The 23,979-nt window shown below is 55.2% G+C and carries 20 protein-coding genes; 9 read left to right on the top strand and 11 right to left on the bottom strand.

What is annotated here, in order from left to right; translation table 11 throughout:
- Window positions 1-26 precede the first annotated feature (26 nt).
- From aaeB to aaeX, 3 genes are read right to left on the bottom strand one after another with little or no spacing between them, the layout of a single operon-like run.
- Entirely contained in the window at window positions 27-1,985 is a 1,959-nt protein-coding gene (aaeB, locus tag GSQ70_RS07860; protein WP_158782033.1) for a p-hydroxybenzoic acid efflux pump subunit AaeB, read from the bottom strand.
- Window positions 1,986-1,989: 4 nt separating this feature from the next.
- Complete coding sequence (gene aaeA, locus GSQ70_RS07855) at window positions 1,990-2,922, bottom strand: p-hydroxybenzoic acid efflux pump subunit AaeA (protein WP_158782032.1); 933 nt, start codon at window positions 2,920-2,922, stop codon at window positions 1,990-1,992.
- Between the two features lie 7 nt (window positions 2,923-2,929).
- On the bottom strand, window positions 2,930-3,133 hold the full coding sequence (aaeX, locus tag GSQ70_RS07850; RefSeq protein ID WP_158782031.1) for a p-hydroxybenzoic acid efflux pump operon protein AaeX: 204 nt from the start codon (window positions 3,131-3,133) through the stop codon (window positions 2,930-2,932).
- 277 nt (window positions 3,134-3,410) lie between these two features.
- Here aaeX and aaeR point away from each other — a divergent pair, with 277 nt between their 5' ends.
- Window positions 3,411-4,328: an HTH-type transcriptional activator AaeR gene (aaeR, locus tag GSQ70_RS07845; RefSeq protein WP_158782030.1), complete on the top strand. Its 918-nt coding sequence runs from the start codon at window positions 3,411-3,413 to the stop codon at window positions 4,326-4,328.
- Between the two features lie 93 nt (window positions 4,329-4,421).
- On the opposite strand, the gene tldD is transcribed toward aaeR, so the two are convergent.
- The 8 genes from tldD to csrD all read right to left on the bottom strand — a co-directional run bounded on the left by tldD (window position 4,422) and on the right by csrD (window position 16,762).
- Complete coding sequence (gene tldD / locus GSQ70_RS07840) at window positions 4,422-5,867, bottom strand: metalloprotease TldD (RefSeq protein ID WP_158782029.1); 1,446 nt, start codon at window positions 5,865-5,867, stop codon at window positions 4,422-4,424.
- A gap of 83 nt (window positions 5,868-5,950) precedes the next feature.
- A complete protein-coding gene (yhdP, locus tag GSQ70_RS07835) occupies window positions 5,951-9,769 on the bottom strand; it encodes an AsmA2 domain-containing protein YhdP (RefSeq protein WP_158782028.1) in 3,819 nt (1,272 codons plus the stop codon).
- Window positions 9,770-9,800: 31 nt separating this feature from the next.
- Window positions 9,801-11,270: a ribonuclease G gene (gene rng / locus GSQ70_RS07830; protein WP_158782027.1), complete on the bottom strand. Its 1,470-nt coding sequence runs from the start codon at window positions 11,268-11,270 to the stop codon at window positions 9,801-9,803.
- Window positions 11,260-11,853, bottom strand: coding sequence for a nucleoside triphosphate pyrophosphatase (locus GSQ70_RS07825; protein WP_158782026.1), 594 nt, complete (start codon window positions 11,851-11,853; stop codon window positions 11,260-11,262). Before GSQ70_RS07825 ends, rng begins: the two co-directional genes overlap by 11 nt.
- A gap of 8 nt (window positions 11,854-11,861) precedes the next feature.
- Window positions 11,862-12,350 (bottom strand): rod shape-determining protein MreD, encoded by a 489-nt coding sequence (gene mreD / locus GSQ70_RS07820; protein WP_158782025.1) that lies wholly within the window; start codon window positions 12,348-12,350, stop codon window positions 11,862-11,864.
- Complete coding sequence (gene mreC / locus GSQ70_RS07815) at window positions 12,347-13,387, bottom strand: rod shape-determining protein MreC (RefSeq protein WP_158782024.1); 1,041 nt, start codon at window positions 13,385-13,387, stop codon at window positions 12,347-12,349. Before mreC ends, mreD begins: the two co-directional genes overlap by 4 nt.
- A 66-nt stretch (window positions 13,388-13,453) precedes the next feature.
- Entirely contained in the window at window positions 13,454-14,497 is a 1,044-nt protein-coding gene (gene mreB / locus GSQ70_RS07810; protein ID WP_003855260.1) for a rod shape-determining protein MreB, read from the bottom strand.
- Between the two features lie 315 nt (window positions 14,498-14,812).
- Complete coding sequence (gene csrD / locus GSQ70_RS07805; protein WP_158782023.1) at window positions 14,813-16,762, bottom strand: RNase E specificity factor CsrD; 1,950 nt, start codon at window positions 16,760-16,762, stop codon at window positions 14,813-14,815.
- Between the two features lie 196 nt (window positions 16,763-16,958).
- Between csrD and GSQ70_RS07800 the strand changes: the two genes are divergently transcribed.
- From GSQ70_RS07800 to panF, 8 genes are all read left to right on the top strand, one after another.
- Window positions 16,959-17,936, top strand: a complete 978-nt coding sequence (locus GSQ70_RS07800; RefSeq protein ID WP_158782022.1) for an MDR family oxidoreductase — start codon at window positions 16,959-16,961, stop codon at window positions 17,934-17,936.
- 136 nt (window positions 17,937-18,072) lie between these two features.
- Window positions 18,073-19,074, top strand: a complete 1,002-nt coding sequence (gene msrP, locus GSQ70_RS07795) for a protein-methionine-sulfoxide reductase catalytic subunit MsrP (RefSeq protein WP_158785258.1) — start codon at window positions 18,073-18,075, stop codon at window positions 19,072-19,074.
- Window positions 19,074-19,688, top strand: coding sequence for a protein-methionine-sulfoxide reductase heme-binding subunit MsrQ (gene msrQ, locus GSQ70_RS07790; protein ID WP_158782021.1), 615 nt, complete (start codon window positions 19,074-19,076; stop codon window positions 19,686-19,688). Before msrP ends, msrQ begins: the two co-directional genes overlap by 1 nt.
- A 227-nt stretch (window positions 19,689-19,915) precedes the next feature.
- Entirely contained in the window at window positions 19,916-20,368 is a 453-nt protein-coding gene (gene aroQ / locus GSQ70_RS07785) for a type II 3-dehydroquinate dehydratase (protein ID WP_158782020.1), read from the top strand.
- A 21-nt stretch (window positions 20,369-20,389) separates the two neighbouring features.
- Window positions 20,390-20,860: an acetyl-CoA carboxylase biotin carboxyl carrier protein gene (gene accB, locus GSQ70_RS07780; protein ID WP_158782019.1), complete on the top strand. Its 471-nt coding sequence runs from the start codon at window positions 20,390-20,392 to the stop codon at window positions 20,858-20,860.
- 11 nt (window positions 20,861-20,871) lie between these two features.
- A complete protein-coding gene (gene accC / locus GSQ70_RS07775; protein ID WP_158782018.1) occupies window positions 20,872-22,221 on the top strand; it encodes an acetyl-CoA carboxylase biotin carboxylase subunit in 1,350 nt (449 codons plus the stop codon).
- A gap of 72 nt (window positions 22,222-22,293) precedes the next feature.
- Window positions 22,294-22,530, top strand: coding sequence for a YhdT family protein (locus tag GSQ70_RS07770; protein ID WP_158782017.1), 237 nt, complete (start codon window positions 22,294-22,296; stop codon window positions 22,528-22,530).
- Window positions 22,527-23,978: a sodium/pantothenate symporter gene (gene panF / locus GSQ70_RS07765; protein WP_158782016.1), complete on the top strand. Its 1,452-nt coding sequence runs from the start codon at window positions 22,527-22,529 to the stop codon at window positions 23,976-23,978. The genes GSQ70_RS07770 and panF overlap by 4 nt, the downstream gene beginning before the upstream one ends.
- The last annotated feature ends 1 nt before the right edge of the window (window position 23,979 follow it).

The following is a 23,979-nucleotide window of genomic DNA, read 5'->3' as shown; positions in this document are numbered from 1 at the left end:
TGATACCCGGAGATATCAGCGGTAAGTCAGATTTGGATGAGGGTATTCTTGTACTTTTTCAGCATCAAAGCCAGGCGCTGCACCGGCTCGGTGACGCTCAGCGGCGCTTCATAATGCTCAAGCTTTTGCTGGTAAGTCTCCAGCTCCGCCAGCAGACGCTCAAAGTAGTGTAGCCGCTTTGCATCCGTGCCCGCAGCGATCACGCGGTCGGCAGTATGCCTCAACTGTTTGTGAAAGGCAGAGAGATCGCTGTTAATCGGGATTTCCGCATCGCGCAGGCGTTGATGCCCGATAATCAGCGTCAGGGCAATACGAAACTTATCGACATCGCCCGGGAACATATTCAGCAGCATAAACAGCTGGTGATACAGCACAGGCAGATGGTTTTCGCGGCGTCTGGCCTGATTGGTGGTCATCGCGGCAACCGCAGCATACATAAAGCGGTTAAGCAAAGTCCGGCCCACGCGGGCTTTTGAAGTATCACGGATCAGCAAAATAACCAGCAGCGCCAGGAAGCAGCCAATGGCCTGCCCGAGCGCGTTATCCAGAAAAGCGCTGACGTTAAAGGTCATTGGATTATCAAGGGTGATGATATTGATGGTACCCACCAGCGCTCCCAGCGTGCCGATCTGCCTTCGCTGAATCAGGATCCCACCAATAAATGCCATCACTCCCAGCGCAATACACAACAACAACATACTCTGTTGAGTGCCAGGCATGATCACCATGTAGTACAGCGATCCCAGTGGGATAGCAAAGATCATCCCGTACAGGAAGTCCTTCGCCATCATCAGCGGGTTCGGCATACGCATGGCCAGCGCGGTGATCACTGCGATCATCACCATCGCACCGCTTCCGGAGGTCCAGCCGCTCCACAGCCAGAACAGCGATCCAATCGCCGTCGCCACAAAGGTGCGAAGCCCATTGATCAGCGCGTGGCGGGACTCAGCGGAACGCATCTTAACCACAGGTTCCCCGACCAGCACGCCTTCTTCAATCCGGCTGATGCTGCTATTGGTATGGATCCCTTTCATCAACAGCAGATAACGGCTGGCCGCACCAACCCAGTTGCTGATAGTCACCGGCGTGTTCTTGCTGCCGCTGGAGGTGATCACCCGGCGCATGATCTTCATGCGCTTGTGGATATCACTGACGTTCTCAACCGGCTTCTCAAAGAACACATGAAACTGGGGTGGGACATATTCCTGCCGGGTGTTCTGGATCAGGAACGTTTCACAGGCCTGAGTAATCAACGTCAGCGCGAGTGTGTTGAGCGCGCGCATTCGCCGGTCAACTTTCTGCCAGCGTCCGGACTCCATCATCAGATAGCTGCGCATGCCATTCAGCGCGGTGGTGCGGCGGACCAGCGCAGTCCAGGCTCTGTCGACCTCTTCTTTATCACCATGGGCGACGCACAGCTGCATCAGCTGGTACTGAGCCACCAGCAGACTGTCAATTTCCCGGTCAATATCTTGTTTAATCGAGCGCGGAGAAAACAGCATGTCCGCCAGGATCGCACATACGATGCCGATAATGATTTCACTGCAGCGCTCAACCGCAAACTGGGGTGCCAGTAGCACCGAGCCGTTGGCGTCGACGCTGACCACGATAATCAGCGCAGTATACCCTGCCAGTCCGAGAGCGTAGGAGTTTTCAACCTTAATCAGTGAAGAGAGCCAGACGCAGAAACCGGCCCAGAGACAGCACAGCAGCAGCATAAGAGCGGGTGCACGAATGGTGGCGATCATAATCGCCAGCGCGGCGATACAGCCGAGGAAGGTTCCGACAATACGCAACATGCCGCGGTGGCGGAGCGCCCCGGAGAAGGGATCGCCCCCGGCAGCAAACGCCGTACCACCCGCCACGATACAGGCTGTCATCACGGCCCAGCGTGGCGTTTCCAGATTGAAATGAAAGCCGATCAGCAGCGCCAGCAAAATGGCAAAGGTCAGCTTGACCGGAAAGCGTAAGCGATGCCACTCCATACGCTTAGCCGAACTCGCGCAGACGGTGCATCAGCTTCATCATCGGCGACATCTGGTCAGGACGGCGATCTTCCGCCCCCGTTACTACCACGGTCGCCGTGGTCCCTGAAGGGTAAAGGTTGCCTTCCTGCTCATCCAGGTGAATACGTACCGGGACACGCTGTGCCAGACGAACCCACTCAAGATTGGAGTCGATGGTCGCCATCCCTTTCGCATCAATGGTGCTGCTGCTGTTGGTCACCCCTGCGGCAATACTGTCGACCGTACCGTGCAGCACGCGATTACTTCCCAGCGGCGTAATTTCCACGCGATAGCCTGGGCGCACGCCATCCAGCTTGGTCTCTTCCATATAGGCCAGCACGTAGAAAGTATGCTGCTGAACCAGCGCCACAGCGGTAGAACCCCGGGTAATAAATTCGCCGCGATAGACGTTGAGGTTGGTCACCCAACCATCGGCAGGCGCTTTGACCACGGTACGATCCAGATCCAGTCTGGCAGTATCGCGGGTGGCAATCGACTTAGCCAGCTGGTGTTCGCTGGTCTGATAGTCGTTGTTTGCCTGGTCGATAGCCTCACGGGACATCGCTGACACGCCCAGTTGATTACGGCGGGTTGCTTCACGGCGTTTCTCGTTGACCAGAGCCTGATAGTAGGCCACGTCCGCTTCCGCTTCATCCAGCGCCTGCTGATAGCGCGGCTGATCGACAACAAACAGTACCTGATCTTTCTTCACCAGCTGGTTGTCGCGCACGCGGACATCGGAAATCAGGCCGCTGACGTCTGGGGCGATTGCCACCACGTCGGCAGTAAATTTGGCGTCTCGGGTCCAGGGCGATTCGGTATAGAACACCCAGGCACGGAAAATGACAATGACAGCAATGATGACCAGGATGATGGTAATGGCGAATCGGGAAATCTTTCTAGTTAGCGCTTTCACTATGACCTCAGACAAACAATCGGGAAACCAGGTAGAACAGGCAGCAGTACAGGGCGGTGTTAAATAAAGCGGGATGCCAGACCAGGTCATAGATCCCGGTGGGCGTGATCAACCTGCGCACCAGCCAGAACAACAGTAATGATACGATGATCTCAAAAAATATGGGCGGGAAGGAGAGCCCAAATATCACAATTACCGGAAGCACACTCATCTCTTATCCTTGTCAGTACCTTACCGGGTACGCTTTACGCCACACGCAACTTACCTCCCGGGGTCAGGAGGCCGCTGGTTAACAGGTGATGATGATGGAATGACCGACCAGCAGTCAGATAATCATAACCGGCGCTCTTTGAATAATAGCGTATTCAGGAGCCAGCACTTTGACGAGTTGAATGACGGAACGGTAGCCCGGCGATGCTATAGTAACGCGGCTGACTATATGTTTTCTACCAAATGTGATCTAAATCACTTTTAAGCCAGAGTTAATAATGGAAAGACTGAAAGGCATGTCCGTGTTTGCACGGGTAGTTGAACTGGGTTCCTTTACGGCGGCGGCCAATCAGATGCAGATGAGCGTCTCGGCCGTCAGCCAGATCGTGGCGAAGCTGGAAGATGAGCTTCAGGTCAAACTTCTCAACCGCAGTACCCGCAGCCTCGGGCTGACCGAGGCCGGTAAGATCTACTTCCAGGGCTGTCGGCGGATGATGTCGGAGGCGCAGCAGGTTCATGAGCAACTTTACGCTTTCAACAATACGCCGGTAGGCACGCTACGGATCGGCAGCTCCTCGACTATGGCGCAGAACGTGCTGGCGAATATGACCTCGGAAATGCTGAAAGAGTATCCGGGGCTGACGGTGAATCTGGTCACCGGCATCCCGGCTCCGGACCTGATCGCTGACGGGCTGGATTTGGTGATCCGCGTGGGTGCACTGCAGGATTCAAGCCTGTTTTCCCGGCGGCTTGGCTCAATGCCGATGGTGGTCTGCGCGGCAAAAAGCTATCTGGCGCAACACGGCACGCCGGAGAAACCTTCCGATATTGGCAATTTTTCCTGGCTGGAATACAGCGTACGGCCGGATAATGATTTCGAACTGACCGCGCCGGAAGGGATCTCTACCCGTCTGTCGCCACAGGGTAAGTTCGCCACAAATGATTCTCAGACGCTCATCCGCTGGCTGGTTGCCGGCAGCGGTATCGCCTACGTGCCGCTGATGTGGGTCATTGATGAGATTAATGCAGGCAAGGTTGAGATCCTGTTTGCACATTATCAGTCAGATCCACGCCCGGTTTATGCGGTTTACACGCAGAAAGACAAGCTGCCGCTCAAGGTGCAGGTATGCATTAACTATCTGACGGAGTATTTCGATAAGGTAGCGGATGTGTATCAGGAGTATCGACAGGAATAAACAGGGAACGGAAGGAGCGAAGAAATTCGCTCCTTTAAAGCAGATGCGCCCACAGCCTGAAATAGCGGGAATTATTCCGCCCTTGCAGTCAAATCAGGCAGTGCCGCCCACGGTCAGCTTGTCCAGCTTCAGCGTAGGCTGGCCCACGCCAACTGGCAGGCTCTGGCCCTCCTTGCCGCAGACACCCACGCCTTTATCCAGCGCCAGGTCGTTACCGACCATCGAGATCTGCTGCATTGCCTCAATACCCGAGCCAATCAGCGTGGCCCCTTTCACCGCTTTGGTCACTTTGCCCTTCTCTATCAGATAGGCTTCTGAAGTGGAGAAGACAAATTTACCGGAAGTGATATCCACCTGACCGCCACCAAAGTTTGGCGCATACAGGCCGTAGTCAACGCTTTCGATAATATCCTGCGGGGTGGACTTTCCTGCCAGCATGTAGGTATTGGTCATGCGCGGCATTGGCAGATGCGCATAAGATTCACGGCGACCGTTACCGGTAGGCTTAACTCCCATCAGACGGGCGTTAAGTTTATCCTGCATGTAACCTTTCAAAATACCGTTCTCGATCAGCACGTTGTACTGTCCGGGCACGCCTTCATCATCTACTGCCAGCGAACCGCGCAGCCCGTCAATGGTGCCATCGTCCACTACGGTGCACAGCTCGGAGGCGACCAGCTTGTTCATCTGACCGCTGAAGACGGAAGTGCCGCGACGGTTAAAGTCACCTTCCAGGCCATGACCCACCGCTTCATGCAGCAGTACGCCCGGCCAGCCCGCACCCAACACTACCGGGATCGTCCCTGCCGGAGCGGCTACGGCGTTCAGGTTGACCAGCGCCATACGCACGGCTTCACGCGCCCAGGCTTCAGCACGGACTTCACCGGACTCATCGGCCAGGAAGAATTCGTAGCCGAAACGACCACCGCCGCCGCTGGAACCCCGCTCACGCTTACCGTCTTCTTCAACCTGCACGCTGACAGAAAGGCGAACCAGCGGGCGAACGTCAGCTGCCAGCGTGCCGTCAGTGGCAGCCACCAGCACCATCTCATACACGCCACTCAGGCTGGCGCTGACTTCCTGCACTCGCTTGTCAGCAGCACGAGCCACGGTATCTACCCGGTGCAGCAGGGCAATTTTTTCTTCACGCGACAGGCTTTGCAGCGGATCAACCGTTGGATAGAGCTGACGGTTCATTACCGCGCCAAGCGTATGGGACTTGCCATTCCCCTGCTCGCGCACAATGCTCCGGGCTGCCGTGGCGCTTTGCGTCAGGGCATTGAGGGTAATCTGGTCTGCATAAGCAAAACCGGTTTTCTCACCGCTGACGGCACGAACACCGACGCCCTGATCAATATTCCAGGAGCCATCTTTGATGATGCGGTCTTCCAGCACCCAGGATTCATGGAAGCTGGATTGAAAATAGAGGTCAGCATAATCCAGCTTACGTTCAGAAAGCTGGCCGAGAAGGGAAAAGAGATCGGCTTGATTAATGTTATTAGCAGTCAGTAACTGCTCACTTACCAGATTCAGACTCATGTATTCTCGCTCTGTTTGGATGAGCCAGTCATCGCTGGCATTGCATCTCTATAGCCTGAGGCAATTCCCCGGTCACGTCAAATTCACTTCGCGCTCTTTTCACGCGGCTTGCGCAGCACTTCATCAATCTGCGGCTTATCGATTGGACCGGAAATATGGTAGCGCAACACGGAAATTTTGTTCCACAGGGGACCCAGTACCTTACTGGCAGCAAAAACCGCAGCTCCCACCACCGGGTTAACGGCAAAAGCTGCCGCCACACCGACGGTAGCCGAAATCTCCGGTGCCACTACCGCTTCCATATCAATCTGGCGCTTCACCAGATCGACTTTTCCCTGCATGGCGATATCGGCTTCCAGGCCATCCACCAGCAGGTTATCGGTATGCATCACCCCTTTTTCAATCCACGCCGTCCCGTTGATCGAGTCATAGTAGAAGCCCTGACCAAAGGTGTCAGTGAAATCGAGGCGCAGTTTTCTCAGCAGCGCATCGAAGCTCACCAGCCGCAGCAGCTGCCCGGCACGGCCGGTATTCACATCCGCAATCTGCCCGGCACCCAGATGGGTTTTCATCACGCCGCTGAGTGTGGACTCAGAAGGCTGCCAGGGCGCTGACTGCCAGTGTAGATCGTAATCAATGTTAAACGACGAGCCCCGCAGCGGCGTATTCATGCCAAACCAGTTAGTAGCATCGTTGATTTTATTGCCGCTCAGCACGCCTTTCAGTGCGGTACGCTGTGAGCCAGGACGGTTGACCCATTCACCTGCCACCGTCAGGCGGGAGTTGCCGGTATCGATCAGGCCATTTTGCAGGGTCAGCGTATCGCGGTCGTGGCTAAGATTGGCGGCTATACGGCCAAACTTTTGCCCGCGCAACCAGCACTCATCACAAGAGAGATTCAGCGCTGGCCAGCTGCTGAAATTAACAGAAGTTACGTTGTCAGGTAGAGGTGAAGAACCTCCGCCACCGGACCACTGCGGGTTGTAGTAAAGATAGTTAAGGTGGGCAACCCACGGCGAACGCGAATTCATCAGCAGCTGGCCGTTGATCTCTTTCCCTTTCGCCTGAATCTGGGTATCGCCGGAGACGGTCTGGCTCAGGGTGGCGTCCAGGTCATGCCACTGCTGTCCGCCCAGCGTCAGTGCTGGCGTGCGCAGTGTAATATCGCCCGACACATAGGCGCGCCCCGCAGCACTCTGACCAGCACCTGTGCTATCGCCACCACTACTGCCAGCCCCCATCAGGCCCAGCCAGGCTTCCCCGTCCAGCGGCGGCAGGTTCAGTACCATGCCACGCGAATCCGGCAGCGGCGGCGTTTTGGTGGCGTTGTTTTCCCAGATACCGCGATCGACACGCAGTTGTTTACCCAGCAGCCATTTACTGTTAAAGCGGTGCTGATTGCCCACCACGCCGCTCAGTTCGAAGCCGTTAAGGTTCCCTTTGGCATTCACTTTCACCGGCATCGTCGCACCCTGCTGCTTGTCCAGCGGAGAAGGTAAGTGACTGCTCACATTCTTCAGATCACCCGCCATCGTTACCTGGTAGTCCGCACCTCCGCCATGCGGCAGGTTAATCAGCACGTTGCTTTGCCAGCTGGCGCTGCCCGTCAGTTTGTGCCGCAGCGCCACAGGCACCACGTCCATTTTGCCCGGCTGCCAGTCACCTTTCAGATCGACGCCAATCTGGTAATCCCTGACGCCTTCTTTGGTATTGAAACTGACGTTAACCGGCTGGCCGAACCAGCTGCCGGTCAGCGGCCCGCTCTGCAGGTCGCCATTATCATAGGTGAAGCGTCCGCTAAGCTGTTCGATGGTGCTGCTGAGTGGTTTAATCAGCAGTGAGTTGTTATCCAGATTCACATCGCCTGTCGCTCTGACCAGCCTGCCGTTTAGCGGTATATCAAGATGTAAGTGACCACTTACATCCCCGCCGATTTGCAACTCGTCAAGGGCGGCACCCAGTGTCGGCTTAAGCGGCGTCTGATTGAAATACTTACCCACCTCTGTTCCGGCACCGCGGATATCACCGTCGATGATCAGCTTCTCTTTCAGGTAGTCCGGGATCACCGCCGAAACGTCTCTGGCCTGAACATTCCCCAGCGCCGTCTGGTCGGCCTTCATAAACAGGCCGTCATTGACGAAGTCCAGATTGATATCGAGATCCTGCAGGTCAGGCCAGCCCGGCTGGAATTGATAGGTTGCCTGCTTCAGCGGCACCCAGACCTCAAACATGCCGTCATTGTGTTTGAAGGGGAACAGATGCGGATTACCGGCGAAGATCAGCGAGGCGTTCTGCACCTGGCCGCCTTTAATCGCTCCGCTGAGGTAGTTCACCAGCGAGGTGCCCATCAGGGGTTCCGGGAAGTAACGCCAGGCGTCACCCGCATTGGTCACATTGATGCCCGCCAGAATACTCAGCCGCGGTTCCTGACCTTTCGCCTGCGTATAGGTGAAATCCCCTTTCGCCCACAGCGAACGGGACTTTACATCCAGCTGATGACCAACCAGCGTCAGGTGATCCTCGCCATACTGCCAGTTGACCGAGCCCGTGGCCTGCTGGATCTCCAGCGGCGCGCGAAACATTGAACCATAAGGCAGACTGGCATCATTCAGGGTGAGGTCCAGCTTCCCGTCAGCCACGCCACCGCTGGCGGAGCCGCTGAGATGCTCCATTCCCGGCAACAGCTCCCAGTGCTGCCAGCTCAGATCTTTCCAGCTGGCCTGAAAACGGCTTTTTTCCGGTTGCTGAACCGGAATATCCACTGCCAGTGCCTGCAACTGGCCGCGAGGCTGCAGGGAACGCCAGTTTTCCAGCAGGGCTGGGGAAAGTTTCGAGAACAGTGGGATCAGCGCATCCAGTCGCTCCAGCTGCAGATTGGTCGCGCGGACACGCACCTCCTGATGATGATCCGGCCCCGGCAGCTGAGTGTCTTCGGGCAGCCACAACAGCGAAAACATCCCCTTCGACCATGGCTGACCATCGGTAACCAGATTGGTTTGCGGCACTTCAACACGCCAGCCACCGTTAAAGCGCGCCACGTGAGCAGTAACGTTATCCACCGTCAGCTGATGAGATTGCTTATCTCCCTGCCAGCGAGCCCCCCCCTTCTTCAACTGAACGTCACCGTCAAAGATTTCACCGTCTTTCAGGCTCAGCCAGCCTGCCATGCTGAAACGCGCGCTGTCCAGGGTGGTATTGTCCCGCATCCACTGGCCCAGCCACGGTTTTACATCCACATCATCGGCCTGCATCCACGCCCGGCCGGTATCGAGATAGCCATTGGTATCGCTGAGATCGAGACGGACCTGCACCACCCCATGCTGCCCGGTAAAGCTGGACAAGCTGACCAGCCCCTCTGCACGGTGACGGTTTTTCTCATTCAGCCAGGTCAGCTGTGGGATATCCAGCCTGGCACGCTGGCCGGAAGGCGTGACAAAGCTGATCTGGCTATGGCGCAAATCAAAATGGTCAAACTGTCGCAGAAAGAGATCGCTGAACTCCCCCGGCTGGAGCTGCATCTTATTGTCGCCGCCAGAGGTCAGAGGGGTGTTGGTGACCAGATTAAGATCGTAAAATGTGAGATTACGGAACTGCCAGCGCAGGTGAAGCAGAGATTGCCAGACGTCCAGCGCCAGCGTAATCCGATCAACCTTAAGCGTGCCCTGATCCTTCAGCCCGACATTAAGAGAGCGGATCTCCAGCACCGGACCAAAGTTTTCCCAGCGGCCGTTAAGCTCGCTGGCCTGCACCGGCATGCCGATAGCGGAAGAAACCTGCTGCAGGACAGGTTCACGCCAGCCATTCATATGCGGCATCAGCAAACGCAGCCCGCTGACCATCAGCGCGATAATGACCACGATTGCTGTGCCGGTGAGTAGCAGGATCCTCGGCAATCGCCTCAATGACCTCTCCTTGTTTTCCGCCACGCTGGGATCACATCATGACCACGTCAAACTGCTCCTGGGTATAGAGCGGTTCAATCTGAACTTTCACCTGCTTGCCGACGAAAATTTCCACTTCCGCCAGCGCGTGGGATTCATCGGTCTTTAGCGCTTCGCCCACGGACGGCGAGACGTAAACCAGGAACCGATCGGAGTCATAAGCGTGATGCACACGGACAATTTCACGCATGATTTCGTAGCAGACAGTTTCCACCGTTTTCAGCGTTCCGCGGCCTTTACAGACCGGACAGTCCTGGCACAATACATGCTCAATGCTTTCCCGCGTGCGCTTGCGGGTCATCTCCACCAGCCCAAGCTGCGAGAAACCATGGATGCCGGTTTTTACCCGATCTTTGCTCAGCGCCTGCTCCAGCGAGTGCAGTACCCGCCGCCGGTGGTCTTCATTATTCATATCGATAAAGTCGATGATGATAATGCCGCCCAGATTACGCAGGCGCAGCTGGCGGGCGATGGCCTGGGTCGCCTCGATATTGGTATTGAAGATGGTTTCATCAAGATTGCGATGGCCAACAAACGCGCCGGTGTTGATATCGATGGTGGTCATGGCCTCAGTCTGATCGATGATCAGATAGCCGCCGGACTTCAGCTCCACCTTACGATCCAGCGAACGCTGGATTTCATTTTCCACATCAAACAGATCGAAGATTGGCTGCTTGCCGGTATACAGCTCCAGTTTGGCGGTCATCTCCGGGATGTATTCGCTGGTAAACTCCAACAGGTGCTCCCAGGTCAGGCGGGAGTCAATGCGGATACGATCCAGCGCGGCTCCGGCAAAGTCACGCAGGATACGCTGCGACAGCGCCACTTCCCCGTACAGGCGGTAGCGGGTCTGATTACGCTTCTTGCGTTCAATGACTTTGGTCCACAGACGCTTGAGGAAGGCCGCATCGGAGGCCAGTTCAACCTCGCCCACACCTTCTGCGGCAGTACGAATGATATATCCGCCCAGTTCGTCGCAATAGGCCGAGACTACCGCCTTCAGACGATCGCGCTCTTTTTCACTCTCAATCCGCTGAGAAACGCCCACGTGAGAGGCTCCGGGCATAAACACCAGGTAGCGGGATGGCAGAGTGATATCCGTGGTCAGGCGTGCACCTTTGGTACCCAGCGGATCTTTCACCACCTGAACCATCAGATCCTGTCCCTGACGCACCAGTTCGGAAATATCGCGAACAGAGAAATTCTTCTGCTCATCGCCTGCCACACACTCGGTATGCGGCATGATGTCAGAGGCATGCAGAAAAGCAGCCTTCTCCAGGCCAATATCCACAAAGGCAGCCTGCATTCCGGGCAGCACACGACTGACTCTGCCTTTATAGATATTCCCGACGATTCCCCGTCGCGCTTCACGCTCGATATGGATTTCCTGCAGGATGCCACCATCGATGTAGGCCACGCGCGTTTCCGAAGGCGTGATGTTTACCAGCAACTCAGCGGTCATGTTCTTCCCTCACCTCACGCAGCGACTGAAAATGGCTCAACAGCTCAGCGGTTTCAACCAGAGGCAGTCCGACTACCGCGTGATAGCTTCCGTTAATTTTTCTGACAAAGTTTCCGCCCAGCCCCTGAATTCCGTAGGCTCCGGCTTTATCCATCGGCTCTTTGCTGGCGATATAACCGGCAATATCGTCATCATTCAGGGTGCGGAAAGTGACTTCAGTAACCACCAGCGTATCCAGCTGCTGCCGGCGGTCTGCCAGCGCCACTGCCGTCATCACCTGGTGCGTCTGGCCTGACAGTTTAGCCAACATTACGGCGGCTGCCTGTTCATCGGCAGGTTTTTCCAGCACTTCGTTGTTCAGCACCACAATGGTGTCCGCTCCCAGCACCGGTAAATCCTGCTCAGCGACCGCCACGCCTGCCAGGGCTTTCTCGCGCGCAAGGCGACGCACGTAGGCTTCGGCCTGTTCGTCCGGGCGTTTTTCTTCTTCGACTTGAGTGTTGAGACGTTCGAAACGGAGGCCAAGCTGCGTCAGCAATTCACGGCGGCGGGGAGAACCAGAGGCCAGATAAAGGGATATCATAATCTTCCTTATTGAACGGCAAACTGGCGGCGTATTTTTCTCATCAGCAAGAACAGCCAGGGCCACAAAATACCGTCTATCACGCTACTCCAGAAAATTTCTGGCCGGAATGAGACGTTAATCACTAAGAATTCAGCCCAGAATACAATGACATCCATCGCTAAAGACAGCACCATCACCATCAGCGCCTGCTGCCACAGCGCAAGGTTACGGAACAGCTGGAATTTAAACGCCACCAGATAAGCCACAATGCTGAAAGCCAGCGCACGCACGCCCAGCGTTGAGCCGGAGATAAGATCCATTATAGAACCCATCACAAAGCCCGTGCCAACATTCGCGCGGTGTGGCAGAGCCAGCACCCAGTAAATCAGGATTAACAGCAGCCAAGACGGCCTGAACATGTAGATCTGTTCAGGCCAGGGCATGATTTGCAGCACCAGTGCGACCAGGAACGACAGCCAGATAACCCATCGTCCATGGCTGCGATAACTACTCAAGGACGGCCTCCGCGTGCAGCGGGTGCAGACTGGCTGGTGACAGGTGGAGGTGTGAGAGCAGCGGGCGCATTCGGTCCGGCAGGCACCTGCTGGCTATCCGGAGCCGGTGGCCCCATCAGTTCGCCAGCAGCAGGTAACACCTGCGGCATCATCTGCATCAGGCGCTCGTTGGCTACGCGGTGTACCTCTTCGGGGGCCATTGGCATGGTGCCGTTACGGTCGGCACCCCACAGCAGCAGCAGGTAGCGCAGACGTTGTAAGCCTGCGGTCGGTCGGGCCTGAATCACCGTGTAAGCACGCTGCGTATCGAGCTTCACGCTTGACACCACGCCCACCGGATAGCCTTCAGGGAAACGGCCCCCCAGTCCGGAGGTAACCAGTACATCACCAACACGAATATCGGTATTGCCCGGCAGGTGTTCCAGCTGCAGCTCTTCGGTGCAGCCATTACCGGCAGCAATAACGCGGATATCGTTACGCAGCACCTGAATAGGTAATGCATGGGAGGAGTCACAAATCAGCATCACGCGGCTGGTGATTTTACCCACCGCAACTACCTGGCCCACCACGCCTTTGTCACTGATCACCGGCTGGCCTTCATAAACGCCATTGACGCTACCTTTGTCGATGACCACCTGATCGGTATAAGGATCGGTGCCGGTGGAGATCACCTGAGTGACCATCTTGTGCTCGTCCTGACGCAGCGGAGAGCCCAGCAGTTCGCGCAGGCGGGCATTCTCCTGCTTAAACTGACCCAGCATCAACAACTCGCTGTTTTTCAGCATCAGTTCGCGCTGTAAGGCTTTATTTTCCAGCTCAAGCTGCTGGCGGGAGGCCAGTGTTTCAGAAACACTGTCCAGAATCTGACGTGGCCCGTTGGCCAGGAAATAGAAAGGGCTGACCGCCGTATCCATATAGGTGCGGATCTGGCTGAAAGCGCCCAGGCGACTGTCGGCGATAATCACGCCTATTGCCACCAAAACTGCTAAAAACAGGCGTAACTGCAGGGAAGGTCCCCTGCTGAAGATCGGCTTCATAAACTCGGCGTATTCCTCGACATCTTATTAAAGGAGTGCGGGATATCCCGCACTCCTTAAGGCAAATTATTCTTCGCTGAACAAATCGCCGCCGTGCATGTCGATCATTTCCAACGCTTTACCGCCACCGCGCGCTACGCAGGTCAGCGGATCTTCTGCCACTACAACCGGAATACCGGTCTCTTCCATCAGCAGACGGTCGAGGTTACGCAGCAGCGCACCCCCACCGGTCAGCACCATGCCGCGTTCGGAGATGTCGGAGGCCAGTTCTGGCGGACACTGTTCCAGCGCCACCATCACTGCGCTGACGATACCGGTCAGCGGCTCCTGCAGGGCCTCAAGAATTTCGTTGGAGTTCAGCGTGAAGCCACGTGGCACACCTTCAGCCAGGTTACGACCGCGAACTTCGATTTCACGCACTTCATCGCCCGGGTAAGCGGAACCGATTTCATGCTTGATACGCTCAGCGGTGGCTTCACCAATCAGGGAACCGTAGTTACGGCGCACATAATTAATGATCGCTTCATCGAAACGGTCACCACCGATACGCACGGAAGAGGAGTACACCACGCCGTTCAGGGAGATCACCGCCACTTCGGTAGTACCACCACCGATATCGACGACCATTGAACCTGTTGCTTCGGAAACCGGCAGACCGGCACCGATCGCTGCGGCCATTGGTTCTTCGATCAGGAACACTTCACGTGCGCCTGCACCCTGGGCAGATTCGCGAATCGCGCGACGCTCAACCTGGGTGGCACCCACCGGGACACACACCAGCACGCGCGGACTTGGGCGCATAAAACTGTTGCTGTGAACCTGTTTGATAAAGTGCTGCAGCATCTTTTCGGTCACGAAGAAGTCGGCAATAACCCCGTCTTTCATTGGGCGAATAGCTGCGATATTGCCGGGGGTACGACCCAGCATCTGTTTTGCGTCATGACCGACTGCCGCAACGCTCTTGGGGGAACCGGCACGATCCTGACGGATAGCAACGACGGAGGGCTCATTCAGAACGATGCCCTGTCCTTTCACGTAAATCAGGGTATTGGCTGTACCCAGGTCGATGGACAAGTCGTTGGAAAACATGCCACGGAATTTTTTAAACATACTAAAGGATAATCCTGCTAGCTGGGGGCGGAAAATAAAATCCGCTTACTTTACCAACCACACGAAGCAGCGACAAGGCGCAAAAACGTTCTACTTCGGTGAAAAATAACGCTATCTCTCGCCTGAGTCACAATCCTGAAAACCTGAGCGTTCACAATGCCTGTAATCAGGCTCCGCACCCGCGGTTTAAGGCCGACATTCGGACATAACGTACATAAATTTTAACATTTCCCGGTCTCTCTGGGTGACCCAGTAAACCGTTGCCGGCACCACAGCCGCGCGGCTATTCTACGTGAAATCCTGCTTAACGGCAGACTAAACTCGATATCTTTGCGAATATTTTTTCACATCGCTGTTGAGCGGTTGTGAAGGCGCAAAGAAATCGCCCTGACCGCCCTGAACCCCTAGTCCGGCAAGGGTTTGCCACTCATCACGGGTTTTAACACCCGCAGCAAAAACACGTGTTGGCGTGCGGTTGCAACTTTCGAGCAGGCTTTGCACAAAAAGTTGGTTCTCTGTACGCCGATCGATATTACGTACCAGACCCGGATGCAACTTGATCAGTTCCACGTCAAACAGCTTGATGTAGCCAGTGCTGACAACCGTTAATCCCGCCTGATTTATCGCTATCCGGCAGCCAAAACCTTTCAACAAACGAAACGCGGCAGCCAGACGGTTGATGTGTTGACACACATCTGCTTCTGCAAGTTCAAATAAAATGCGATTTCTTTGAGATTTAGTGTATTGCAGCAGCATATCGCGCAGCCAGGACTGAAAAGGACGCTGCAGCAGAGCATCTACCGTCAGAGGAACGGCCAGCGTTTCTTCTGGCCAGATCGGCAGCAGGGCCAGAATGCGGGTCACCAACTGGCGGTCATAACCTTCGGCCATGCCCAACTGCTGCACCAGTGGCAGATACTCAGCCGATTGCAGCTCTTTATCTCCGTCAAAGATCCTCGGCATCATCTCGCGGTGATGGACTTGCCCTTCACTGGTGACTGCCGGTTTCTGATAGAGGCGTGGACCACCACGATGCAGGGTATTTTCCAGCAGGGTGCGCCATTTAACACTGCCACGGCTTAACTCCTGCTGAGGAACCTCACCCACCGACCAGTTATTTCCTCCCAGCAGCGCCGCATGCCGCGTGGCCAGCTCAACATTTTCCATGACCTGCTGAGTACTCTGCCCGTGTTGCCAGGCGCTGATGCCTATATGGATCATATCTTCGCGATCCAGCATCCGCATGGGAGGCAGAGCATCAACGGCATTAATCAGCTGTGAAGCGATACTGTCAGCATCTTTCAGGCTACGGTGAGGCAGCAGAACGGCAAAATCACTGCGGAAATAGCGGGCCAGCAGCGCGCCGGGATAACGTAAAACAAAGGTGGAAAGCAGATTGACCAGATCGAACAAATAATCCTGAGTTTGCGTGTGGCCCCAGTTATCACGAAGGGTATCGAAATCCGAAAAACGGATCATCATCACCATTCCGTGAGCCCCGGCCGCTTCGGTATCCTCCAGCATGGTGGCCAACTGGTTATCAAAGAACAGACGGTTATTCAGGCCGGTTTTGGCATCCTTAGCGGCAAAAGCACGGATCAGCGTATCAATACGATTACGCTGCTCGCCCGCCTCGTACAGATCGCCCAGCAGCAGATCGATCGCGCTACTGGCCTTCGGCGGCCATTCATGCACGCTGCCCTGCCTTACCGTACCTCGCTCCCCTTTCAGCACCCTGCCAGCCCGGGCTTCCAGACGCTCCATTCCCTGCAACTGACGGTAGAGCCATCGGTGGGTAAACAGCAGGATCAGCAGCAGGCTGCCAACAATTGAGATGATAATGGTAAAAATAGAGGTGCCAACAAAAGAGCTGACCCAGGTTTTGGTGGTATCGACCCAGGTGATTTGCAGCATGATATTGGGGTGATTTTCGAGCTTGAGTTCAGAGTTGCGATACTTATTGGGTTCATCCTCCATCACCGCATCCTGATGGCGCGCCAGCTCCAGGCGCAACTGATCATTTTCGATAAATTTAGTCCGGACGATTTGCAACGGTCCCATCACCTGAGGTAGCCAGACGGCTATCTGCTCCGGTGTTTCCGTTTCCATTGCCACATCAATATCCTCCGCCATAATCTGCAGACGGTGCTCGGCCCGCAGGTTGCTGAGGTAAAAAAAACTCATCACGCAGCCCACCAGCATCATTAACATCGCCAGTGCACTCAACAGCGTGATCATTGCAGAAAGTTTTGTGGTTAATCGCATCCCTGTGCTCTTTTACTGCAGTTGAAAAAAATCACTCGCCTTCTGTAATCTGAAGGCTGTGACGGAAACTCGCGGGGGAAAATAACACATCCCGCGCTGCTAATAATTGCCTGATGTCAGAATAGTGATAGAAGTCGGGAGTATAGTGGGGTCAGGTTTTAATTATACTCACAGGTCATATTTTCAGGAGATTCTCATGCAAGCACTTGTTCTTGAACAGTCAGAAGGGGAAACCCTTGCGTCAGTGAAGACCCTGACTACCCACGATCTTCCCCCTGGCGACGTGGTGGTGGATATCGACTGGTCAGGCCTTAACTACAAGGATGCGCTGGCTATTACCGGAAAGGGAAAAATTATCCGCCAGTTCCCGATGGTTCCCGGGATCGATTTTGCGGGAAAAGTACATTACAGCGAAGATCCCCGCTTCCATTCCGGCCAGGAAGTGCTGCTCACGGGCTGGGGAGTGGGCGAGAATCATTGGGGAGGACTGGCAGAGCAGGCCAGAGTGAAAGGCGACTGGCTGGTGCCAATGCCCGCCGGACTGGATGGCCGTAAAGCGATGATTATCGGCACTGCCGGGCTGACAGCGATGCTGTGCGTGATGGCGCTGGAAGAAGGTGGCATTACACCTGAAAGTGGTGAAGTGGTGGTGACAGGTGCCAGCGGCGGCGTGGGCAGCACCGCGGTAGCGCTACTCAATGCCCTTGGTTATCAGGTTGCCGCAGTGAGCGGGCGGGAATCTACCCATGAGTATCTGCGCCGGTTGGGTGCAAAAGAGATCCTGCCTCGTAGTGCATTCAACGGTGATGCACGTCCGCTGGAAAAACAACGCTGGGCCGGAGCGGTGGATACCGCAGGCGATAAAGTACTGGCGAGCGTGCTGGCACAGATGAACTACTCTGGCGTGGTAGCAGCCTGTGGCCTGGCTGGCGGATTCGCTCTGCCAACAACGGTGATGCCTTTTATTCTGCGCAACGTTCGCCTGCAGGGCGTGGACTCTGTCAGCACACCGGCTCCCCGCAGGCTGGAAGCCTGGAAAAGGCTGATTAAGGTGCTGCCGGAAACTTTCTATCAGCAAGCCACCCACGAAGTGCCCCTTACCGAAGCGGCAGAAAGCGCATCGAAGCTGCTTAATAATGAAGTTACCGGCCGCACGCTGGTGAAAGTGCGTTAAGTCTTCTCCCCTCTGTTGCGTGGCAGAGGGGAACACCCTTCCAGGAAATTTCACATTTTTTGCCGCAAACTCGCTGAATATCCGCACAATGACCATGATTAAGGCTGAACAGAAACCGATGCCGGAGAGCAGCCTGATGAAACCCGCGAACAAACTGACTGAAAACGATGTCACGCCTGAAGAGATCTTCAATACGCAACGTCGCCAGATCCTGAAAACGCTGGGGATCAGCGCCGCCGCATTGTCGATCCCTGATGCTCGCGCCGACGTGCTCTCATGGTTTAAAGGCAACGATCGCCCGAAAGCGCCGTCCGGGAAACCTCTCGACTTCACCAAACCCGAACAGTATCAGGCGAACCTGGCTCTGACGCCGGAAGACAAAGTGACGGGCTATAACAACTATTATGAGTTCGGACTGGATAAAGCCGATCCGGCGGCCAATGCAGGTACCCTGAAAACCACCGACTGGAAGATTGAGATTGGCGGCGAAGTGGCGAAGCCCATGACGCTGAATATGGATGATATCTATAAACGTTTCCCATTAGAACAGCGGATCTACCGGATGCGATGCGTGGAAGCCTGGTCGATGGTGGTCCCGTGGATAGGCTTTGAGCTGGGAAAACTGCTTAAATCAGCCGAACCCACCAGCAATGCGCGCTACGTGGCTTTTCAGACTGTTTACGCGCCAGATGAAATGCCGGGCCAGAAGGATCGCTTTATCGGTGGCGGCATTAATTATCCCTATGTCGAAGGGTTGCGACTGGATGAAGCAATGCATCCCCTGACCATGCTGACCACCGGTGTCTATGGCAAAGAACTGCCACCTCAAAACGGTGCGCCCATCCGCCTGACCGTGCCGTGGAAATACGGCTTTAAAGGGATAAAATCGATTGTCAAAATCACCCTGGTGAAGGATATGCCTCCCACCACATGGAATCAGCTGGCCGCCAACGAGTATGGCTTTTATGGCAACGTGAACCCGCATGTTGACCATCCCCGCTGGTCGCAGGCGACCGAACGCTTTATTGGTTCCGGCGGCATTCTTGACGTTAAACGCCAACCAACGCTGCTGTTTAACGGCTATGCCGACCAGGTTTCTTCACTGTATCGGGGCCTTGATCTGCGGGAGAATTTCTAGTGGTACGTCTGTCTGTCAAACAAATTACCGGGCTAAAGATTTTGCTGCATCTTGCCGGTTTCCTGCCGCTGATCTGGTTAATTTTCGCCATCGATCAGGGTTGGTTTAGCGCCGATCCGGCAAAAGATATCCAGCATTTTACCGGCAGGATGGCACTGAAGTTTCTGCTGGGCACGCTGCTGGTGACGCCGCTGGCTCGCTACGGTAAACAACCGCTGTTAATCCGGGTCCGCCGCCTGCTGGGGCTATGGTGCTTTGCCTGGGCCACACTGCATCTGGTCAGCTATTCCGTGCTGGAGCTGGGCATCAGTAACCTGGGCCTGCTGGGATCGGAGTTGATCTCCCGTCCCTACCTGACGCTGGGCATTATCAGCTGGGTTATCCTGCTATTGCTGGCCCTGACATCCTTTCAAAAAGCGCAGCGAAAATTGGGGAAACGCTGGCAAACTTTGCACAATGCGATCTACGTTGTGCTGATCCTGGCCCCCATCCACTACCTGTGGTCGGTAAAAACTTTCTCTCCCCAGCCATGGATTTACGCCGCTATCGCCCTCATTCTGCTGGCCTGGCGTTACAAAAAGTTCCGTCAATGGCTGCGAATAAAGCAGGCTTAAGACTGTGTTCTGCCCCGCATATCCTGCATCAACTGCACGTAATTTAAGGCGTGCAGTTGATAATCTTCGCTGATACGACCAGTATTTAGCTGCTAAGTGCCACGAAATCGTTATAATGCCCGACTTCGGAACAGCGCGCAGGCCAAATTTCACCGTTAGAGGTGACAAATGGCTTTTCGCGTTGTATTTTGTGCGATGCCTCAATTATCGCAGGAGATAGCAGCAAGATGGCTGATAAGTTTCACATACTGCTTTTGAACGGTCCCAACCTGAATCTTCTCGGCACCCGTGAGCCAGAGAAATATGGGAAAACGACGCTGGCAGAGATCGTCAGCGATATCACATCGCAGGCTGACGCGCTTAACGTGAAGCTGAGTCATCTCCAGTCCAATGCGGAATATGCTTTAATTGACCGCATTCATGAGGCAAAAGGCAATGTCGATTATATCGTCATTAACCCGGCGGCTTTCACCCATACCAGCGTAGCACTTCGCGATGCCCTGCTTGCAGTCAGCATCCCGTTTATAGAAGTGCACCTGTCGAATGTGCATGCCCGCGAGCCTTTCCGCCATCATTCATATCTTTCTGATATTGCCGCTGGTGTAATCTGTGGCCTTGGTGCCGACGGTTATTCCTGGGCTTTACAGACAGCTGTTAAACGCCTGTCACAATCTAATTAAACAGAGTACGGAACCACACTCATGGATATTCGTAAGATAAAAAAACTGATCGAACTGGTTGAAGAATCAGGTATTGCTGAACTGGAAATTTCTGAAGGTGAAGAGTCCGTTCGTATCAGTCGTGCGCCTGTGAACACCGGCTACCCGATGATGCAGCAAGCCTACGCTGCGCCAATGATGCAGCAGCCAGCTCTGGCTACCGCCGTTGCGCCGGCAACCACCCCGGCGATGGAAGCACCCGCTGCTGCCGAGATCAGTGGCCACATCGTACGTTCACCAATGGTCGGTACTTTCTACCGCACGCCAAGCCCTGACGCGAAAGCTTTTGTTGAAGTCGGCCAGAAAGTGACTGCCGGCGACACCCTGTGCATCGTTGAAGCGATGAAAATGATGAACCAGATCGAAGCCGATAAATCCGGCGTTGTAAAAGCGATCCTGGTCGAAAGCGGTCAGCCAGTTGAATTTGACGAGCCGCTGGTAGTCATCGAATAACGAGGCGAACCATGCTGGATAAAATTGTTATAGCTAACCGTGGTGAGATCGCGCTGCGCATTCTGCGTGCCTGTAAAGAGCTGGGCATCAAGACTGTGGCGGTACACTCCACTGCGGATCGCGATTTAAAACACGTACTGCTGGCGGATGAAACCGTTTGTATTGGTCCTGCCCAGTCGGTGAAAAGCTATCTGAACATCCCTGCACTGATTTCGGCTGCCGAGATCACCGGTGCGGTGGCAATCCACCCGGGCTACGGCTTCCTGTCCGAGAATGCGGACTTTGCCGAGCAGGTTGAACGTTCAGGCTTTATCTTTATCGGTCCTAAAGCTGAAACCATTCGTCTGATGGGTGACAAAGTCTCCGCCATCAACGCAATGAAAAAAGCGGGCGTACCGTGCGTACCTGGCTCTGACGGCCCGCTGGGCGACGACATGGATAAAAACCGAGCCTTCGGCAAGCAGATCGGCTATCCGGTCATCATCAAAGCCTCTGGCGGCGGTGGTGGTCGTGGTATGCGCGTCGTGCGCAACGAAAAAGACCTGGAACAGTCCATTAATATGACCCGTGCGGAAGCAAAAGCCGCTTTCAACAACGACATGGTCTATATGGAAAAATACCTGGAAAACCCACGCCATATCGAAATTCAGGTACTGGCTGACGGTCAGGGCCATGCCATCTATCTGGCCGAGCGCGACTGCTCCATGCAGCGTCGCCACCAGAAAGTGGTTGAAGAGGCGCCGGCACCAGGTATCACCCCAGAGATGCGCAAATTCATCGGCGATCGCTGTTCAAAAGCCTGTATCGAAATCGGCTACCGCGGTGCGGGCACCTTCGAGTTCCTGTACGAAAACGGCGAGTTCTACTTCATTGAAATGAACACCCGTATCCAGGTTGAGCATCCCGTTACCGAGATGATCACTGGCGTGGATTTGATCAAAGAGCAGCTGCGCATTGCGGCCGGGCAGCCGCTGTCGATTAAACAGGAAGACGTGGTGATCCGCGGTCATGCGGTGGAATGCCGTATCAACGCCGAGGATCCTAACACCTTCCTGCCAAGCCCAGGCAAAATCACCCGCTTCCATGCGCCTGGTGGTTTTGGCGTACGTTGGGAGTCTCATATTTACGCTGGCTACACTGTACCTCCGTATTATGACTCCATGATCGGTAAGCTGATCACCTATGGTGAGACACGTGAAGTGGCAATTGCCCGCATGAAAAATGCGCTGGCTGAGCTGATCATCGATGGCATCAAGGTCAACGTTGAGCTGCAGATGAAGATCATGACCGATGAAAACTTCCAGCATGGTGGTACCAACATCCACTATCTGGAGAAAAAACTCGGCCTTCAGGAAACCTGATCCGTCTGAGTTAATAAAAAAAGGCCGGTCTGACCGGCCTTTTTCTTTGTCTGTGGAAGGTGAGAGTAAGAGATGGACAAACATTTCATTCAGGCTCATCGCGAAGCCCGCTGGTCCTTCTGGCTGGCCGTCGCCTATCTTGCTGCCTGGTCACTGATGGCATGGTTACCGGGCAATAAAATCGGCCTTACCGGCCTGCCGCACTGGTTCGAAATGGCCTGCCTGCTGGTTCCCCTGCTGTTTATATTCCTTTGCTGGCTGATGGTCAGGCTGGTTTTTCGCGATATTCCTCTGGAGGATGACCAGTGAAAACAAGCATTATTCTGCCGCTGATTGGCTATCTGCTGCTGGTCGCCGGGCTGTCTGTTTTCGCCATGCGTAAGCGCCGTGAAGGCAATTTCCTGACGGAATACTTCCTTGGTAGCCGTTCCATGGGCGGCTTCGTGCTGGCCATGACGCTGACCACCACCTATATCAGTGCCAGCTCCTTTATCGGCGGGCCGGGTGCGGCGTACAAATATGGCCTCGGCTGGGTGCTGCTGTCGATGGTGCAGGTGCCTGCCGTCTGGCTTTCGCTGGGTATTCTGGGCAAAAAATTCGCGATCCTGGCCCGACGCTATAATGCCGTGACGTTAAACGATATGCTGTATGCCCGCTACCGCAGCCCGCTGCTGGTATGGTTTGCCAGCCTGAGCCTGCTGATTGCCTTTATCGGGGCAATGACCGTGCAGTTTGTTGGTGGTGCCCGCCTGCTGGAAACCGCCGCAGGCATCCCTTACAGCACCGGACTGCTGATCTTTGGCGGCAGCATCGCCCTGTACACCGCTTTTGGCGGCTTCCGCGCCAGCGTGTTAAATGATGCGATGCAGGGTCTGGTGATGCTGATCGGCACCTTCCTGCTACTGTTTGCGGTGGTCCATGCGGCGGGCGGCATGCACAGCGCAGTGGATAAGCTGCAGCATATCGATCCGCAGCTGATCTCCCCCGGCGGCGTGGATAACATTCTCACTCCAACCTTTCTGGCATCCTTCTCGGTGCTGGTTTGTTTTGGTGTTATTGGCCTGCCTCACACAGCCGTTCGCTGCATCTCCTACAAGGACAGTAAAGCCGTCCACAGGGGGATTGTTCTGGGGACGATTGTGGTAGCCGTCCTGATGTGTGGCATGCACCTGGCTGGCGCGCTGGGTCGGGCAGTGATGCCGGACCTGCCGATCCCTGACCTGGTGATCCCGACGCTGATGATCCATGTGCTGCCTCCGCTGGCAGCAGGGATCTTCCTGGCGGCACCGATGGCGGCGATCATGTCGACGATCAATGCCCAGCTGTTGCAGGCATCGGCCACGATCGTTAAGGATCTCTTTCTGCGCGTTCGCCCCCAGCAGATGGGCAATGAACCGCTGCTGAAAAAAATGTCCGCGATGATCACTCTGTTGCTGGGCCTGCTGTTGCTGCTGGCAGCCTGGAATCCACCGGAGATGATTATATGGCTGAACCTGCTGGCATTCGGTGGCCTGGAGGCAGTTTTCCTGTGGCCACTGGTGCTGGGGCTATACTGGGAAAAAGCCAATGCTGCAGGCGCACTCAGCAGCATGATTGTCGGTGCCGGCTGCTATACCCTGCTGGCCAGCCTGTCGCTGCAACCCTGGGGCTTTCACCCTATCGTTCCGTCGCTGCTGCTGAGCCTTATTGCTTTTGTGGCTGGTAACCTTTTTGGCCAGGCTGGCAAACCAGCCACGGCTTCCACCCTGTTTGATTAAA

The sequence above is a fragment of the Pantoea sp. BAV 3049 genome (assembly GCF_009765445.1).
In the GTDB taxonomy this organism is placed as follows: Bacteria; Pseudomonadota; Gammaproteobacteria; order Enterobacterales; family Enterobacteriaceae; genus Erwinia.
The sequence above is the reverse complement of the archived record's forward strand: the minus strand, read 5'-3'. Positions and strand labels throughout refer to the sequence as shown.